Raw genomic sequence first — 17,609 nt, 5'->3', positions numbered from 1 at the left:
TGGTTAGCCTAACCATTAGCTAGTCGGTATGCGCCCGCGGCTCGTCGCGGCATCCGTGGGAGAGAGAAATTCGATGCAGTCGGTGTATCCCGTCACGCGCGCGCAGCGGACCATCTATTTCGGTCATCAGCTCGACGCCACCGGGCACCTCTACAACACCGGCATGTACACCGAGACCATCGGCGACGACATCGACATCGACCGGATGATCACGGCGATCCACTCGGTGCTCGACGTCGCGGAGACCCTACACGTCAACTTCCACATCGACGCCGACGGCAACGTCGTCCAGATCCCGCGCGCGACCCGCGAATGGGACCTGCCCGTCATCGACTTCCGCGGCGAGGACGACCCGGCGGCGGCGTCCGCCCGCTGGATGCGCGAGACGATGAGCGAACCGCAGGATCTCGCCCACGACCTGCTGTTCCGATTCGCCATCCACCGCCTGTCCGACGACACGGTGCGGCTGTACCAGCAGTACCACCACATCGTGAACGACGGCTACGGCATCGGCCTGGCGACCACCGCGATGACCAGGGCGTACGTCGAGGGAAAGGGACCCGACCGCGCCACGGAGTGGACCCTCGAACGGTACGTCCGCGTCGACGAGGAGTACGTCGCGAGCGAACAGCGCGAACTCGACCGCCGCTACTGGCTCGACGAACTCGCCGACCTTCCGCAGGTGACGCGTCTGCTCGGCTCGGGTCGTCTGTCGAGTCCCGGCGAACTCGTCGCCTGGTCGCACATCGACGCCCACGGACGCGGCCGGCTCGAGCGGTACGCCAAGGCCCACGGCACCCGGCCCGCCACCGTGCTCATCGCCCTCCTCGGTGCCTATCTGGCCCGGGCCACCCGCCGTCGCGACGTGGTGATCAGCCTGCCCACGACCGCGCGTGGCACCCGCGAACTGCGCACCGTACCCGCGATGGTCGCCAGCGTCCTGCCCCTGCGTTTCGACGTCCCCGACGACGCGCGTCTGGCCGACGTCGCCGAGGTGATCGACGGCAAACTGCTCGGCCTGCTCAAGCACGGCCGGTACCGCGGTGAGGATCTCGGTCGCGAACTCGCCGAGATCGACCCGGACTGGCGGCCCCCGACCGTCGGCGTGAACATCATGCCCGCAGCTGCCTCGCGGTACTCGGTCGGCCGGGAATCGCAGGCGCACATGCTGTCCTCCGGGCCGGTCGGCGAACTCGAATTCATCCTCGTGCTCGAGAAGGCCGGGCACCCGATCGAGATCGGACTGCGCGGTCACGCCGACGACGCACCGCTCGCGCAGCGCTGCGCCGCCGATCTCGACGACTTCCTCGCCGCGATCCTCGACGACCTCGACGCGCCGCTCGGCACCTTCGACGTCGCCCCGGCACCGTCGCTCGCCGAGAGCTCCGAGGCCGATCGGATCGGCGTTGCCGCCGGGCACGAAGACACCATTGCCGGGCCGCTCGCGCTCATGCCGGCCACCGCGCGACGCCGCGACGCCGGAGTCTCAGTGGATGCCGACCTGCGCGAATACCGCATCCCGGCAGCGGAGGATCTCACCGAGGACGCCGTGGTCGCCGCCGTCGCCGCCGTGGTCGCGCACCACCCGGCGCTGCGGACGACCCTCACCGCACCGGCCCCGGTGCTGTGGTTGCTGTCGGTGAACGACACCGCCGCCGTCGACGCCCGGACCCTCGTCGCGGACGCCGCGCTGCCCGCGGGGACCGCGACCGCCGACCTGCCCCTGCGCCCCGACACCACCGCCGGCCGGATCCTGACCGCGGTGCGGCTCACCGGTGCGGACGAGACCGCCGGGGAACTGGTGTTCCTCGCCCCTGCCGGACTCGTCGACGAGACGTCCTGGGCGATCGTCACCGCCGACCTGCACCGTGCCCTGCGCGCTGCCCGGCGCGGCACGCAGATCGCACTGCCGCCCGTGCCCACCTCACCGGCCACCCACGCCCGCGTCTTCACCGAGCAGGCGGCCTCGCCGCAGCGACTCGCAGAACTATCCGACTGGATGACCACCGTCGCACCCGGCGCCGAGTTCGCCGCAGCGGCGGCTACCGGCCGCACACGGACCCCCGTGACCGTCGCGCTGACCGACGACGAATACGCTACGGCGACAACCGCGATGGCCGGACTCGTCTCGGGTGATGCAACGGATGTGTGGACCGCGGTGACCGCAGCCGCGGTCGCGAACACCCGCGAGAGTGCCGAGGGTGAACTGCTCGTCGACATCGTCCGCGACGGCCGCGTCGCCCTGACCCCCGACGCCGATCCCACCCGCACCGTCGGCGCGCTGGACTGGACGACGCCGGTACGACTGGCGCTCGCCCCCGATCCGCTCGACGCCCTGCGCGTCGCGAAGGAACGCCTGCGCGCCGCCCCCGACCGGGGCATCGGCTGGCCGATGCTGCGCTACGCCAACGTCCAGGCCGGGCCGGCCCTCGCGCCGCTCGGGCAGTCGCAGGTGCTCGTGCGGAGCGGCGGAGACCGCATCGGCGACTACCTGCTCGACATCCACGTCGAACGGGGAACCGACGGCGCCGCGGTGCATCTCACCGCCGACGAGGCGCTCGACCCCGATCTCGTGGTCCGGCTTGCCGCGGCATGGCGCGCGGCGTTCGACGACCTGCTCGGCCGCGCCGACGCAGCCTCGGGAAGAACCTCCCTCACCCCGTCCGATCTCGGGCACGTCACGCTCACGCAGGCCGAGATCGACCGGGTCGCACGGATCGCGCCGGCACGGATCGAGGACATCTGGCCGCTGTCGCCGCTGCAGCGCGGCCTGTATTTCCAGTCGGTCTTCGACTCGTCGAAGGACATCTACACCGCCCAGTTCTCGCTCGACTTCGGCCACCGCCTCGACGTCGCGCGCCTGCGCCGCGCCGCCGCACGCCTGCTCTCCGAGAATCCCACCGTGCGTGCCGGTTTCACCGACGACGGCCTGACCGATCCGGTGCAGTTCATTGCCGCCGCGGATCTCGAGGTGCCGTTCACCGAGGTCGACCTCACCGACCTCGCCCCCGCTGAACAGCAGGCCCGCGCCGAGAAACTGATCGAGGAGGATCGGCTGCAGCCGTTCGACCTCGCGTCCCCGCCGCTGTGGCGCATGCTGCTGCTGCACCTCGACGGCATCGACCGTCTCGTCGTCAACCGCGAATTCATCCTCTGGGACGGCTGGTCCGGCGCGCTGTTCGTCGACGAACTCCTCGCCCGCTACGCCGGTGACGAGATCGCCGCGCCCGAAGCAGGTTTCACCGACTACCTGCAGTGGCTCGCCGCCCGCGACCGTGCCGCCGCCGAGCAGGCCTGGCGCGACGAGTTCGCCGATTTCGACAAGCCCACCCTGCTCGCCGGATCCACCCGCGACCGCGCCGCCATCGTGCCGCTGCGCATCGAGTCGTACATCGACGAGACGCTCACCGCGGCACTGCGCGACCGGGCCCGCAGCACGGGCGTCACCCTCAACGCGTTGATGAACGCCGTCGTCGGCCTGCTCCTCGCCGCCGAATCCGGCAGCACCGACGTCGTGTTCGGTTCCACCGTCGCCGGGCGGCCCACCGAGATCGTCGGACTCGACCGCGTGATCGGCATGTTCCTCAACACCGTCCCGGTACGGGTGCGTCTGTCGGGGGCCGAGACCGTCGCGGACCTGCTGCGCCGCATGCAGGACGAGTACGCCGACCGCATGGAGTTCGAATATCTCGGGCTCGGCGACATCCTCCGTGCCGTCGGCCATTCCGAACTGTTCGACACGCTGTTCGTGTTGCAGAATTTCAAGGACGCCGACGAGATGGCCCGGCAGTCCGCGCGGCACGACATCGTCGCCGAGGACAGCCTCGACCACACGCACTACCCCCTCGCGATCGTCGTGTCGCCGGGGCAGACCATGCACGTCAAGATCGACTACCGGCCCGACGTCGTCGACGGAGCGCGTGCCCGGGCTCTGCACGACCGCTTCGTGGCGCTGCTCGACTTCGTCGCCCGCGGAGTCGATCTGCCGGTCGCGTCCGTGCCGGCACTGACGGCCGCCGAGCATGCTGTCACCGAAGCCCGGCTGCGCGCCGAGATCCCCGAGGTCGAGGACGCCACCGTCGCCGAGATGCTCATCGCGCGCGCCGCGACCGACGCCGACCGCATCGCCCTCGTCTCCGGTGAGCAGAGCTGCACCTACGGCGAACTCGCCGGACGCGTCGAAGCGCTCGCCCGTACCCTCATCGACGGGGGAGCGGGACCCGAGACCATCGTGTGCCTCGGCCTGCCCCGCAGCATCGACACCGTCGCCGCGCTCTTCGCGATCCTGCGCACCGGTGCCGCCTATCTGCCGCTCGAACTCGACCAGCCCGACGAACGGTTGCGTACCGTCATCGACGACGCGCAACCGGCGTTGTTCCTCACCACCACCGCAGTGCGGGATCGTCTCGGCCTGCCCGCCGACCGCAGCATCCGCCTCGACGAGCCCCTCATGGCGGATACCACGCCGCTGACCGACGCCGAACTCGGCGCGTTCGCCCCGGGCCGCCCGGGCCGGCTCGAGCACCCCGCCTACGTCATCTACACCTCCGGGTCCACCGGCAAGCCGAAGGGTGTGGTCACCCCCTATCGGGGCCTGACCAACATGCAGCGCAACCACCAGGACGAGATCTTCGATCCGGTGGTCTCGTCGGTGGACGGACGCCGGATGCGGGTCGCGCACACCGTGTCGTTCGCCTTCGACATGTCGTGGGAGGAACTGCTCTGGCTCGTCGAGGGCCACGAGGTGCACGTCTGCGACGAGGACCTGCGACGCGACGCCACCGCGCTCGTCGAGTACTGCAACACCCACGCCATCGACGTCGTCAACGTCACCCCCACCTACGCGACGCAGCTGATCTCGGACGGCATGCTCGACGAGGGGCCGGGACAGCACCGCCCGCCGCTCGTCCTGCTCGGCGGTGAGGCCGTGTCGGATTCGGTGTGGACGCGCCTGCGCGAGACCGACGGCACCCTCGGGTACAACCTCTACGGCCCCACCGAGTACACGATCAACACCCTCGGCGGTGGCACCGACGACAGCGCGACCCCCACGGTCGGAGTCCCGATCCGCGCGACCCGCGCCTACATCCTCGACCCGTGGCTGCGGCCCGTCGTCGACGGTGTCGTCGGCGAGTTGTACATCGCCGGTGTCGGTCTCGCCCGCGGCTATCTGAACCGCTTCGGCCTCACCGCCGACCGGTTCGTCGCCGACCCGTGGTCGGCCGGTGGTCGCATGTACCGCACGGGCGACCTCATGCGCCGACGGTCCGACGGCAACCTCGACTATCTCGGCCGCGTCGACGACCAGGTCAAGATCCGCGGCTACCGCGTCGAACTGCACGAGATCGCGGCCGTGCTCGAGGAGCATCCCGAGGTCGGCACCGCCGCGGTGATCGCCGTCGACGACCCGCTCGTGCCGGGCACGAAACGACTTGCCGCGTACGCGGTTCCGGTGGGAGATGGTGATCCGTCCGATCTGTCCTCGCGGCTCGTCGCCCACCTGCGTGCCCAGCTGCCCGACTACATGGTCCCGGCCGGAGTGCAGCTCATCGACTCCGTGCCGATGACCGTCAACGGCAAGCTCGACACCCGCGCCCTGCCCGAACCGCAGGCCGCGACCGGCCTCGGTGGACGCGCCCCGCGCACCGAGACCGAGAAGGTCCTGTGCGAGATCTTCGCCGACGTCCTCGGCATCGACGAGGTCGGCGCCGACGACGACTTCTTCGAACTCGGCGGGCACTCGATGATCGCCATGCGGATCATCGGCCGCATCCGCTCCGAACTCGGTGTGGACGTCACCATCCGCGACCTGTTCGAGGCCCGCAGCGTCGAGGAACTCGCCCGCCGCATCCCCGGCGCCGCAGCGGCGCTCCCGCCGGTCACCACGCGGACGCGCCCCGACCGGGTGCCGCTGTCGGCCGCCCAGGAACGCCTGTGGCTGCTCCAGCAGTTGCAGGACGACAGCCTCGCCTACCACTACGCGCACGTCGCCCGCCTCGACGATACGGTGGACGCCGATGCCCTCGCTGTTGCGGTCGCCGACGTCGTCGAGCGTCACGAGAGCCTGCGCACCGTCGTCGAGTCCGAGGACGGCACGCCCTACCAGCGAATCCTGTCCACAGCCGAGGCCGTGCGCTTCGAACTGCACGAGACGGAGTCCGAGGACGCCGTCCGGGCGCTGCTCACCGAGCGGCTCACCGCGTCGTTCGATCTGCGCACCGACCCGCCGCTGCGTGTCGTGCTGGTGCGCGTCGCGCCCGACCGGCACGTCCTCGCGGTGGTGCTGCACCACATCGCGACCGACGAATGGTCGGACGCGCCGCTGCTCGGCGACCTCACCCGCGCCTACCTCGCGCGGTCGGCCGGTGCGGCACCAGAGTGGTCGCCGCTGCCCGTCCAGTACGCCGACTACACGCTGTGGCAGCGCGAACTGATCGAGGCCGGCCGGATCGACACCCAGATCGACTACTGGACCGACACTCTCGCGCAGTTGCCCGACGAGATCGTCCTGCCCACCGACCGGCTCCGCCCCGCGCGGCCGACGGGCGCGGCGGGCAACACCACCGCGACGGTCCCCGCCGACATCGCCGCCCGCCTGCGTGCAGTCGCGGATGCCCGCGGCGGCACGATGTTCATGGCGCTGCACGCGGCTGTCGCGGCACTGCTCTCGCGGCTCGGCGGGGGCGACGACATCGTCGTCGGTACCCCGGTCTCGGGCCGGTCCGACACCGTCCTCGACGAACTCGTCGGCTTCTTCGTCAACACCCTCGTGCTGCGCACCGACCTGTCCGGCGAACCCACCTTCGCCGAACTCCTCGACCGGGTGCGCGAGACCGACCTCGCGGCGATGGCGCACCAGGAGGTGCCCTTCCAACAGCTCGTCGAGCGACTCGCACCGCCGCGCGTCGAGGGACGGAACCCGCTGTTCCAGGTGATGATGAGCTACCTGCAGCGCCCCGCGCAGCTGCCCGACCTGCTCGGTGTGCCCACCCGCTGGGAGCCGCTGAGCAACGTCCGCGCCAAGTTCGACCTCAACCTCACCTTCGTCGACGCCCCAGACACCGGTGAGGTCGCCGTATCGGTGGAGTACGCGACCGACCTGTTCGACGCCACCACGGCCGACACGTTGCTCGCCGCGCTGCTCACGCTGCTCGAGCGGGTCGCGAGCGCACCCGAGACCCGGATCGGCGACGTCACGATCCTCGACGCCGACGAGACCGCGGGACAGCTCGCCGTGGGCACCGGCGAGCGCGTCGACTTCGCTCTCGTCCCGCTGAGCGAGGTGCTCGCGCGCAGCGCCGCCGAGTACGCCGAACGGCCGGCTCTCGTCGCAGCCGACCACACCCTCACCCATGCTGCGCTCGACGCCGCCTCGAACCGCCTCGCGCGCGAACTCGTCGCGCTCGGTGCCGGCCCGGACGCGATCGTCGCGGTCGCGGTGCCCCGCTCCGTGGAGCAGGTCGTCGCGATCCACGCCGTCGTGAAGTCCGGTGCGGCCTACCAGCCGATCGACACGACGCTGCCCGACGCGCGCATCGAGTACCTGCTCGGTGACGCACGTCCGCGAGTCGTGCTGACGCGCAGCGATATCGCCTTGCCCGGTGACCATTCGCGACTCGACCTCGACGACGCCGAGGTCCGTGCCCGCATCGACGCCCGTAGCCCGGAGCCGGTCACCGACACCGACCGGATCGCGCCGCTGATCCTCGACCACCCGCTCTACGTCATCTACACCTCGGGGTCGACGGGTCTGCCCAAGGGCGTCACCGTGTCGCACCGCGCCGTGGCGAACCGGTTGGAATGGGTGCGCCGCGAACTGCCCGTCTCGCCCGACGACCGGGTCCTGCTGCGCACGCCCGCGACCTTCGACGTGTCGGTGTGGGAGTTGTTCGCGCCGTTCGTCGACGGTGCGAGCGTCGTCGTCGGCGGACCCGACGCGCACCGCGATCCCGTCGAATCGGCGACCCTGCTGCGCGACGGGAACATCACCGTCGCCCATTTCGTGCCGTCGATGCTCGAGGAGACCCTCGCCGTGCCCGCCACCGCGGACGCCGCGAACCTGCGGCGCATCGTGTGCAGCGGTGAAGCACTGTCGCCGCGCACCGTCGAACGCGCGGCGAAGGTGCTGCCGCAGGTGAAGGTCCACAACCTGTACGGCCCGACCGAAGCCGCGGTCGAGGTGACCCTCGACGCCGACCCGGAGGTCCGGATCGGTTCGCCCACCCGCGGTTCCGTCATCGGACGGCCGGGCGCGAACGTGTGCCTGTACGTGCTCGACCGGTATCTGCGTCCCGTGCCGGCCGGCACCCCGGGCGAGCTGTACATCGGGGGAGTGCAGGTCGCGCAGGGCTACCTGCGACGCCCGGCGCTCACCGCCCAGCGGTTCGTCGCCGACCCCTACGGTGATCCCGGCGACCGGCTCTACCGCACCGGCGACCTCGCGCGGTGGGACGCCCGCGGTGACCTCGAATATCTCGGCCGCGGCGACGACCAGATCAAGCTGCGCGGTCTGCGCATCGAACTCGGCGAACTCGAAGCGGCTCTCGACGCCGTCGACGGTGTCGCCCGTGCCGTAGCGGCGGTCAAGCCCGGTCCCGCCGGCTCTGCCGGTTCGACCGGCACAGGCGATTCGGTGCTCGTCGGATATGTCGTTCCTGCAGCGGGTGTCGCGGTGGATCCGGTGGCGGTCCGTGAGGCACTCGTCGGACGTGTGCCCGATTACCTGCTGCCCGCACGGGTTCTCGTGATCGACGCGGTTCCGACGAGTTTCAACGGCAAACTCGATCGCAGTGCCCTGCCGGCACCGGAGTTCGACACCGGATCCGGACGGCAGCCGCGCACCGAACTCGAAGCGACGATCGCGACACTGTTCGCCGATGCGCTGGGACTCGACGAGGTCGGCATCGACGACGACTTCTTCGCGCTCGGTGGGCATTCGCTGGCCGCGATCCGGCTCGTCAACGCGATCCGCTCGGAGCTCGGCGTGGATCTGGCCCTGCGCACGGTCTTCGACGCCCCGACCGTGGAGTCGCTCGCGCAGCGGTGCGCGGCCGCCGGGCAGGGGTCGCCCCGACCCGCGCTGGTCGCGGCCGACCCGCGACCGGCGATGGTGCCGCTGTCGTACGCGCAGCAACGCCTGTGGATCCTCGACCAGCTCGGAGCCCGCGGCGGCGTGTACAACGTGCCCGTCACGTGGCGGGTGCACGGGCGCGTCGACGTCCCGGCACTCGAAGCCGCCGTGCGCGACGTCGTCCTGCGCCACGAGGCGCTGCGCACGGTCTTCCCGAGCTCGGACGGGCAGGCCTACCAGCAGGTGCTCACGCCCGACGAGGTCCGCGTGCTCGCCGACCACCGTCCGGTCGACGCGGCCGATGTCCGCGATGCGCTGGCCGAGGCGATCGATCACCGCTTCGATCTGTCGGCAGAGCTGCCGGTGCGGTTGTCGGTCCTCGACGCCGGGGACGACACCGTGGTGGCACTGGTGATCCACCACATCGCCGTCGACGAGTGGTCGACCAAGGCGCTGCTCACCGACCTCGCCACGGCCTACGCGTTGCGGCAGGCGGGGCAGGCACCCGAGTGGACGCAACCCACCGTGCAGTACGCCGATTTCACGCTGTGGCAGCGCGAACTGCTCGGCGACCCGGCGGATGCGGAGTCGCTCGCCGCGCGTCAGCGCGCCTACTGGCGCGACGTCCTCGCCGGCCTGCCCGAGGAACTGCCGCTGCCGACCGACCGGACCCGTCCGGCCCGCACCTCCTATCGCGGTGGCGCCGTGCCGTTCGCGATCGACCCGGAGGTCGTGCGCGCACTGCGGGAACTCGCACGCGCACAGGACGTCTCGATGTTCATGGTCGTCCAGGCCGCGGTGGCGGTGCTGCTCGCGGCCTACGGTGGCGGCGAGGACATCCCGCTCGGCACCCCGGTCTCCGGCCGCGGCGACGCACAGCTCGAGGATCTCGTCGGCTTCTTCCTCAACACCCTCGTGCTGCGCACCGACCTGTCCGGCGACCCCACCGTCGCCGAACTGCTCGACCGGATCCGCCGCACCGACCTCGAGGCGTTCGACCACCAGGACCTGCCGTTCGAGCAGGTCGTCGACGCGGTGCTCGGCTCCGATCGATCCGTCTCGCGCGCCCTGCACCCGCTGTTCCAGGTGATGATCGTCTATCTCGTCGAACCCGATCCGCGCAGCGCGGGTGGGCTCACCGCGGGTGTCACCCCCGAACCGCACCCGATGGAGACCTCGAAGTTCGATCTGTCCTTCGACCTCGTCGAATATGCGGGCACCGACACCGTCGTCGGCGTCGTCGAGTACAGCTCCGACCTGTACGACCGCGGCACCGTCGAACGTCTCGCCGCCGGACTCGACCGGGTGCTACGCACGCTGGCCGGCGGAGAGGCACACCGGCGCCTGTTCGCCATCGACGTGCTGCCGGCCGACGAACGCGCCCGGCTCGAGCAGTGGCGGACCACACCGGCACAGGCCACCGAAGCCGCTACCGTCGCGGACCTGTTCGACGACGCGGCCACCCGCCACCCGCACGAGACGGCGCTCGTGGCAGGCGATCTCGAATGGACCTTCGCCGACCTCGCGTCCCGGGTCCGCCGGTGGGCGCGCCTCCTCGTCGACCACGGTGTCGCTCCCGAGACCCGCGTGGCGCTCGTGCTGCCCCGCACGGCCGACACGATCGCGGCGATGCTCGCGGTGCTCGTCTCCGGCGGCGCCTACGTCGCGCTCGAACCGCGCACTCCCACCGAGCGTCTCGCGACGATCCTCGGCACTGCGGAGCCCGTCGTCGTGCTCACCACCGGAGAACTCGTGTCGTCGCTGCCCGCAGGGGACGCGCCGGTGCTCGCGCTCGACGACGAGACGCTCGCCGAGCGGGTCGCCGGTTACGACGACGCCCCGATGACCGACGCGGACCGGCTCGCACCGTTGCGCGCAGACCACCCGGCCTACGTCGTGTACACCTCCGGTTCCACCGGCACACCCAAGGCGGTCCTCGCCCTGCACCGCGGCCTGACCGCGCTGTTCCACAGCCACCGCGCCGATCTGCACGAACCGACGCAGGCACGGACCGGACGCGACCGGCTCCGGGTCGGCCACGCATGGTCGTTCGCCTTCGACGCGTCGTGGCAGCCTCAGCTGTGGCTCTTCGACGGGCACGCGGTGCACGTCGTCGACGAGAAGGTCCAGCGCGACCCGGCCGAGATGGTCCGCGTCGCCCACGAATCCCGCTGGGACTTCGTCGAGGTCACCCCGTCACACCTCGCGCAGCTGCTCGATCACGGACTCGCGGACGACGGACGGTGCCCGGCCTCGCTCGGTTTCGGCGGCGAGGCAGTCTCCCAACCGATGTGGGACCGGCTGCGCGGGCTGGACGGCGTGAGCGCCTACAACCTCTACGGGCCGAGCGAGAGCACCGTCGACGCGCTCGTCGCACGGGCCTCGGACGCGGACGCGCCCGTTGCCGGCCGACCGGTGGCCGGCACCCGGGCCTACATCCTCGACCGGTGGATGCGCCCCGCGCCGATCGGCGTGGAGGGCGAGCTCTACCTCGCCGGTCGTGGACTGGCCCGCGGTTATCTCGCCGACCCGGCTCGCACCGCCGACCGTTTCGTCGCGGACACGATCGATCCGGAGTTCCCCGGTGATCGCATGTACCGCACGGGTGACCGGGCCCTGTGGACGTCCGACGGACACATCCGGTACCGCGGACGCGGCGACGACCAGGTCAAGATCCGCGGTTACCGGATCGAGCCGGCCGAGATCGAGACCGTGCTCTCGTCGCGACCGGACGTCGCGACCGCCGTGGTGCTCGCCCGCACCGATCTCGGCGCGACGGCGCGTCTCGTCGCCTACGTCGTCCCGGCCGCCGGGTACACCCTCGACGCCGAGACGTTGCGGCGGGCGGTGGCGCGGGTGCTGCCCGACTACATGGTGCCGTCGGCGACGGTCGTCCTGGACGCCCTGCCCACGCTCGCCAACGGCAAGATCGACCGCGCCGCACTGCCGCGACCGGAACTCGCCCCTCGAGCGCACCGGGCACCGTCCACACCGGCCGAAGAACTGCTGTGCGCCCTCGCCTCCGAGGTCACCGGCATCGAGCAGGTCGGCGTCGACGACGATCTGCTCGACCTCGGATGCGACAGCATCTCGGTGATGCGGATCCTCGGCGGACTGCGCGCGGCCGGATACGTGATCGACGCCGAGTCGATCCTCACCGCCGGGTCGATCGGCGAACTCGCCGCAACCCTCCACGAACCGACTGATCGTTCCACAACAGAGCCGATTGGTTGTTCCACAACAGAGTCGATTGGTTGTTCCCCAACAGAGGAGAATCGATGAGGATCCACACGCGACTGCGCCGGATCGGCGTCGCCCTCGCCGCCACCGCCATGCTGGTCGGTGTCACGGCGTGCGGCTCGGACACCGACAGCGGTAGCTCGTCCGGCAGCGCGACGGCTGCGAACGGCGAGTTCCCGGTCACCGTCTCCGGCAAGTTCGGCGACACGACCGTCGAGTCCGCCCCGACCCGGGCCCTGCCGCTGTCGCCGCAGGACGCCGACATCCTGCTGTCGCTGGGCGTCACCCCGCTCGCGCTCCCCGTCGATGCCCAGAACCTCGCCGCGACCGGCGGCACCGGCGTCTGGCCGTGGGAGGCCGAAGCGCTCGGCGCCGACGTCCCGCCGCTGCTGAACATGGACGGCGGTGCCACGGTGATCGCCGAGCAGATCGCCGCGCTGCAGCCCGACATCATCGTCTCCACCGGCTTCTGGGGACTCGAGCAGAACACCTACGATCAGCTCGCCGAGCAGTTCCCCGTCGTCCACTTCGACTACCGCGCCAACGGTGAGCCGTGGCAGGACTCCACCCGCAAGATCGCATCGGCCCTCGGCATCCCCGAGAAGGCCGAGGAGGTCATCGAGCAGGCCGAGGCCGATCTCGACGCCGCCAAGGAGCAGTACCCCGCACTCGAGGGCACGACCTACAACGCGATCATCGGCGACACCGGTGGCCAGCTGTCGGTGCTCGCCGCCGACGACCGCGGCATCGGACAGTTCCTGAACTCCCTCGGCCTCGAGCTCAGCGAATACGCGAACACACTCCAGGTCGATGCCGACGGACGCGGTGTGCTGTCCTACGAGGAGATCTCGCAGCTCGATGCCGACCTGCTCGTCGTCGTCTCGCCCACCGGCGATCTCGGATACCTGACCAAGTTCGAGGCCTGGAACCGTCTTCCGGCCGTCGAGCGTGGCGCGGTCGTCTCGCTCGCCCGCAACACCGGCATGCCGAACGCCGTGGGCTTCCCGTCGGCGCTGTCGCTGAAGTGGGCCACCGCCGAGATCGCCCCGATGCTCGCCGACGCCGCCGCGAAGTCCGAGTGACGGACCGGCAATGAGCAACGGCGCCCTCTTCGATCTGCGGCCGCTGCGCGAGAGCGCGGCCTTCCGCCGGATCTTCATCGCTCGCACCATCTCGATCTTCGGTATCGGGATGCTCATGGTCGGCGTGCCGATCCAGGTCTACGACCTGACCGGATCGTCGCCGATGGTGGGTCTGGTCTCCGCGCTCGAAGGGGGCGCTGCGATCGGTGGCATGCTGCTCGGCGGCATGCTCGCCGACCGCTACAACCGCAAGTTCCTGATCCTGTTCGCCCGCACCGTCTCAGGCCTCACCTTCGTAGGACTGGCCGTCAACGCCGGTCTGTCGTCGCCCTCGGTGCCGGCGATCATCGCCCTGACGGTCGTCAACGGCCTGATCGGGTCGATCAGCATCGCGGCTCTGCTGGCGGTCGTGCCCACGCTCGTCCCCAAGGACCAGCTCGTCGCCGTCGGCGCGCTCAACGTCCTCAGCGCCCGCGCCGGAGCCGTCCTGTCCCCGGCGCTCGGCGGTCTCGTGATCGCGACGTTCTCGGTCGCGTGGAACTACTGGGTGGCCGCGATCGGCACCGCCGTGACCGTCACCCTGCTCTCGGGCCTGCCTGCGCTGAACCCGCCGAACTCGGATGCCGGGCACGACGCCGACACACCCTCGGAGACGGTGACCGGCTTCCTGCGCCGCGAACGCGTCGTCGGTGGCGTGATGATCGCCGGTGTCGTCGCGATGCTCGGTGGCGGTGTGCTCGTGCTCGTCCCGGCCTTCGCCGACGCGCGTTTCGAGGGCAACGCCGTCGCCATCGGCGTCATGTATGCGGCGATCGCGCTCGGTGCCGCCGCAGCCACGGTCACCAGCGGGTGGCTCGGCCGGTCGGTGCGGCCCGGTCGCGTGCTGCTCACCGCACTGATCCTCGGATTCGTCGTCCAGGCACTGGTCGGCTTCACGTCCGTCCTGGCGCTCACCGCCGTGCTGCTCGTGATCGTCGGTGTGTTCGGGGCCGTCCAGGAGGTGCTGCGCTACTCGCTGATCCAGACGCACACGCCCCACACGCTGCTCGGCCGGGTGAACGGCCTGTGGTCCGCCCAGGAGGTCGCGGGCATGTCGGTCGGTGCGCTCGTCGCGGGCCTGTTCGGCGGCATCTTCGACGCCCCGGACGCGGTCGTCTGGTACAGCGCCGCGATGGCGGTCCTCGCGCTGCTCGTGACCCTGGTGCTGCGGCGCCTGCGCGGCGCGGCGGTGGAACCGAGCACGCATCCGGTCGCGGTCGAGTGACCGTACGCCGCGTGCTCCACGGGCTCGCGCTCGGCGCGGTGGTGGTCGGAGCCCTCGGAGTCGGGGTCCACTATCTGGGTCCGGAGAGCAACAAGCTCATCCTGCTGTCGTCCTTCGTCCCGCTGCTCGTCGCCGCCGGTGCCGTCGGTCTGCTGATGCTGCTCGCCCTCCGCGCGTGGCGCAGCGCCGTGGTCGCTCTGCTGGTGGTGCTCGCGGGCGTGTGGACGCACCTGCCGCTGTTCGTCCCGAGCCGTCCGTCCTTCCCCGAACGGACGGTGGAGGAGCCGATCACCGTGCTGCAGGCGAACATCCGGCTCGGGGAGGCGGACGCCGCGGGCGTCGTCGACCTCGTCCGGCAGTACGACGCGGATGTCCTGACCGTCGAGGAACTCACCGACGACGCCGTGACACGTCTGCGCGCAGCCGGAATCGACGATCTGCTGCCCGAACAGTTCGTCTCCCCGCGGCCGGAAGGGGGCGGAGGCACCGGCATCTACAGTCGGTTCCCGCTCCGGGACGCCGAGCCGCTCGGCCGGTTCGCGATGCAGAATCTCGTTGCCGACCTCGATCTCGGCGACGGACGGACCGTCGTGCTCGCCGCGGTGCATCCGATGCCGCCCTATCCGGAACCTGCCTGGCAGTGGGCGGCGGAGATGGAGAAACTCGGGGTGCTGCTGCGCGAGCGTGCCGGCGACGACGGTCCCGTGATCGTCAGCGGCGACTTCAACTCCACCTGGTCGCACACCCGCTACCGGGCGCTGCTCACCGACGGCTTCGTCGACGCGGCCGACCAGACCGGGGCGGGGCTGTTGCCGAGCTTCCCGGCCGACGCAGCCTACCCGGCGGTCATCGGGATCGACCGCATGATCACCCGGGACGCGGTCGTGAATCGCTTGACACGCATCGACATTCCGGGATCGGATCATCACGGTCTCGTTGCGTCCGTCACACCCTGGTCCGGTTGATGTCCGGTTATCCTGACTCGGTTGTCGTTCGTCGGTGAGGAGGCCGTGGTGGAGTCCGACCGGCTGCGCGTGAGTGTGGTGGTGCCCGTCCACCGCTGTATCCCGTATGTCGAGAAATGTCTGGGATCGGTCCTGTACCAGACTCGTCCGGTCGACGAGATCGTTCTCGTCGACGACCGTGGCGGCGACGATTCGATGGCGGTCGTGACGAGCTTCCTCGACGAGGCCGGCGCCTCCTATCTCGTCGTCACGCACCCGCGCAATCTCGGTCTCGGTCGTGCCCGCAACTCGGGACTGGCTCGTGCCACAGGCGATCTCGTCTGGTTCCTCGACAGCGACGACGAGGCCGAACCGCACTTCGTCGAGGTCCTCGAACGCGCACTGGTCGAGGCCGACGCCGACTTCGTGTGCTGCCGCACGACCCGCGTGGACGAACACGACCGCCCGTTGCAGATCGACGAACCGCCCACGGGTGAATCCGTGTTGTCCGGAGAGGATTTCGCGCGCGCCCTGATCCGCGGTCGCGTCAAGGCGTACGCGTGCACCAAGCTGTTCCGCCGCGAGATCCTCGGCGACCGGCCGTGGGATGAGGATCAGGCCTACGAGGACATCGTCTCCGTCCTGCGACTCGCCCTGTCCGCGAAGCGGGTCGCGATGGTCGACGAACCGCTCTACCGTTATCTGTACCGGGCGGGGTCGATCTCCACGGCATTGAGCGAACGGACCTTCGACCTGTTCAAGGTCGGCCGCGATGCCCGCGCCGTCGTCCGCGCACACGGACTCACCCAGGCCTGGCTCGGCGACATGCGAGGCTTCCACTATCGGGAGGTCCTCACCTCGGTTGCACATCTCGCGATGCGCGCCCGGCACGCGAGGGCAGACCGCCCCGGTCTCTACGACACCGCGATGCGCCGGGTCCGCAGCGAGATCTCCATCGCCGATGCGGTGCCGCTCGCGCGCACGGGTTTCCGTCGCGAGGCGATCTTCGCCGTCCTCGTGAAATCGGCGCCGTGGCTGTATTCCGCGATCCTGCGTCATCGCTGAGCGCGACCGCCCGTTCTACAGGAGAACTTCGTCGATGACCCAGCGTCCGCTCGTCACCGTGCTCGTCCCGGCGTACAACGCCGCGCCCTACCTGCGCGAGGCGCTCGACTCGATCCTCACGCAGGATCACCGCGACCTCGAACTGTTGGTCGTCGACGACGGTTCGACCGACGACACCGCGCAGGTCCTCGCCGCGATCGACGACACGCGGTTGCGCGTCGTTCGCCAGGACAACACCGGTCTCGTCGGCGCCCTCAACCGGGGACTCGACGAATCGCGCGGAGCCTTCCTCGCGCGCATGGACGCCGACGACATCATGCCGCCCGGTCGGCTGAGTGCCCAGCTCCGGGCCATGTCCGACGACCCGGAGCTGACGGTGTGCGGCACCGACTACGAACTGTTCGGCGCCTTCGACGGGCGGGTCCGGATGCCGCGTACCGATTCCGCGTGCCGTCAGCGGCTGCTCCTGGCGAGCTGCCACTGCGGGGCGTCGGTGATGATCCGGTCGTCGGTCCTGCAGCGCAGCGGAATCCGGTTCCGCCCGGAGTTCGCGCACGCTGAGGACTACCGCTTCTTCACGGAACTCGCCGCGCACGGCCGGATGGGCAACCTGCCGATCGTCGGCTACCGCTACCGAATCCACCCGCACCAGGTCAGCGCCGTGTACTCGGACGAACAACGCGCCGCCCACCTGCGCATCGCGCGCGAGTACGCCACCGCGACGGGGGTGGCAGCCTTGGGCGACGCCGACCTCGGGCGACTGCTGTGGGCCGAACGTCCGGACGGCTCGCTGCCCGTGGCCTTGGCACGGCAGCTGTCGTCGGTGGCCGTGCCGGCAGCGCGGGCCGTCGTCCGCCGGCCGGGCGTCGAGACGGTGCGCTTCGTGAGTCGCAAGGTCTTCGAAGCTGCTGCACGGGTGCGCGGCTGAGCGCGCGGCGCGCGGG

The 17,609-nt window shown here is 70.6% G+C and carries 6 protein-coding genes; all 6 read left to right on the top strand.

Features of this window, described 5'->3' with window-relative positions:
* Positions 1 to 73: 73 nt before the first annotated feature.
* The 6 genes from ACWPOC_RS09360 to ACWPOC_RS09335 are packed head-to-tail and all read left to right on the top strand — an operon-like array spanning position 74 to position 17,593.
* Complete coding sequence (locus tag ACWPOC_RS09360) at positions 74 to 12,352, top strand: amino acid adenylation domain-containing protein (RefSeq protein WP_455408458.1); 12,279 nt, start codon at positions 74 to 76, stop codon at positions 12,350 to 12,352.
* A complete protein-coding gene (locus ACWPOC_RS09355; RefSeq protein WP_120281754.1) occupies positions 12,349 to 13,392 on the top strand; it encodes an ABC transporter substrate-binding protein in 1,044 nt (347 codons plus the stop codon). Before ACWPOC_RS09360 ends, ACWPOC_RS09355 begins: the two co-directional genes overlap by 4 nt.
* 10 nt (positions 13,393 to 13,402) lie before the next feature.
* Positions 13,403 to 14,656, top strand: coding sequence for an enterobactin transporter EntS (gene entS / locus ACWPOC_RS09350; RefSeq protein ID WP_455408457.1), 1,254 nt, complete (start codon positions 13,403 to 13,405; stop codon positions 14,654 to 14,656).
* Positions 14,657 to 14,667: 11 nt separating this feature from the next.
* The gene (locus ACWPOC_RS09345) at positions 14,668 to 15,621 is read left to right on the top strand and encodes an endonuclease/exonuclease/phosphatase family protein (RefSeq protein ID WP_120284023.1); all 954 of its coding nucleotides are present in this window, start codon (positions 14,668 to 14,670) and stop codon (positions 15,619 to 15,621) included.
* 21 nt (positions 15,622 to 15,642) lie between these two features.
* Positions 15,643 to 16,665, top strand: a complete 1,023-nt coding sequence (locus ACWPOC_RS09340; RefSeq protein WP_455408456.1) for a glycosyltransferase family 2 protein — start codon at positions 15,643 to 15,645, stop codon at positions 16,663 to 16,665.
* 34 nt (positions 16,666 to 16,699) lie between these two features.
* Positions 16,700 to 17,593, top strand: a complete 894-nt coding sequence (locus tag ACWPOC_RS09335; RefSeq protein ID WP_085468916.1) for a glycosyltransferase family 2 protein — start codon at positions 16,700 to 16,702, stop codon at positions 17,591 to 17,593.
* Positions 17,594 to 17,609 lie beyond the last annotated feature (16 nt).

The sequence above is a fragment of the Rhodococcus sp. 5G237 genome (assembly GCF_053764735.1).
Note: the sequence above shows the minus strand (reverse complement) of the source record. Positions and strands in the feature narration are given on the sequence as shown.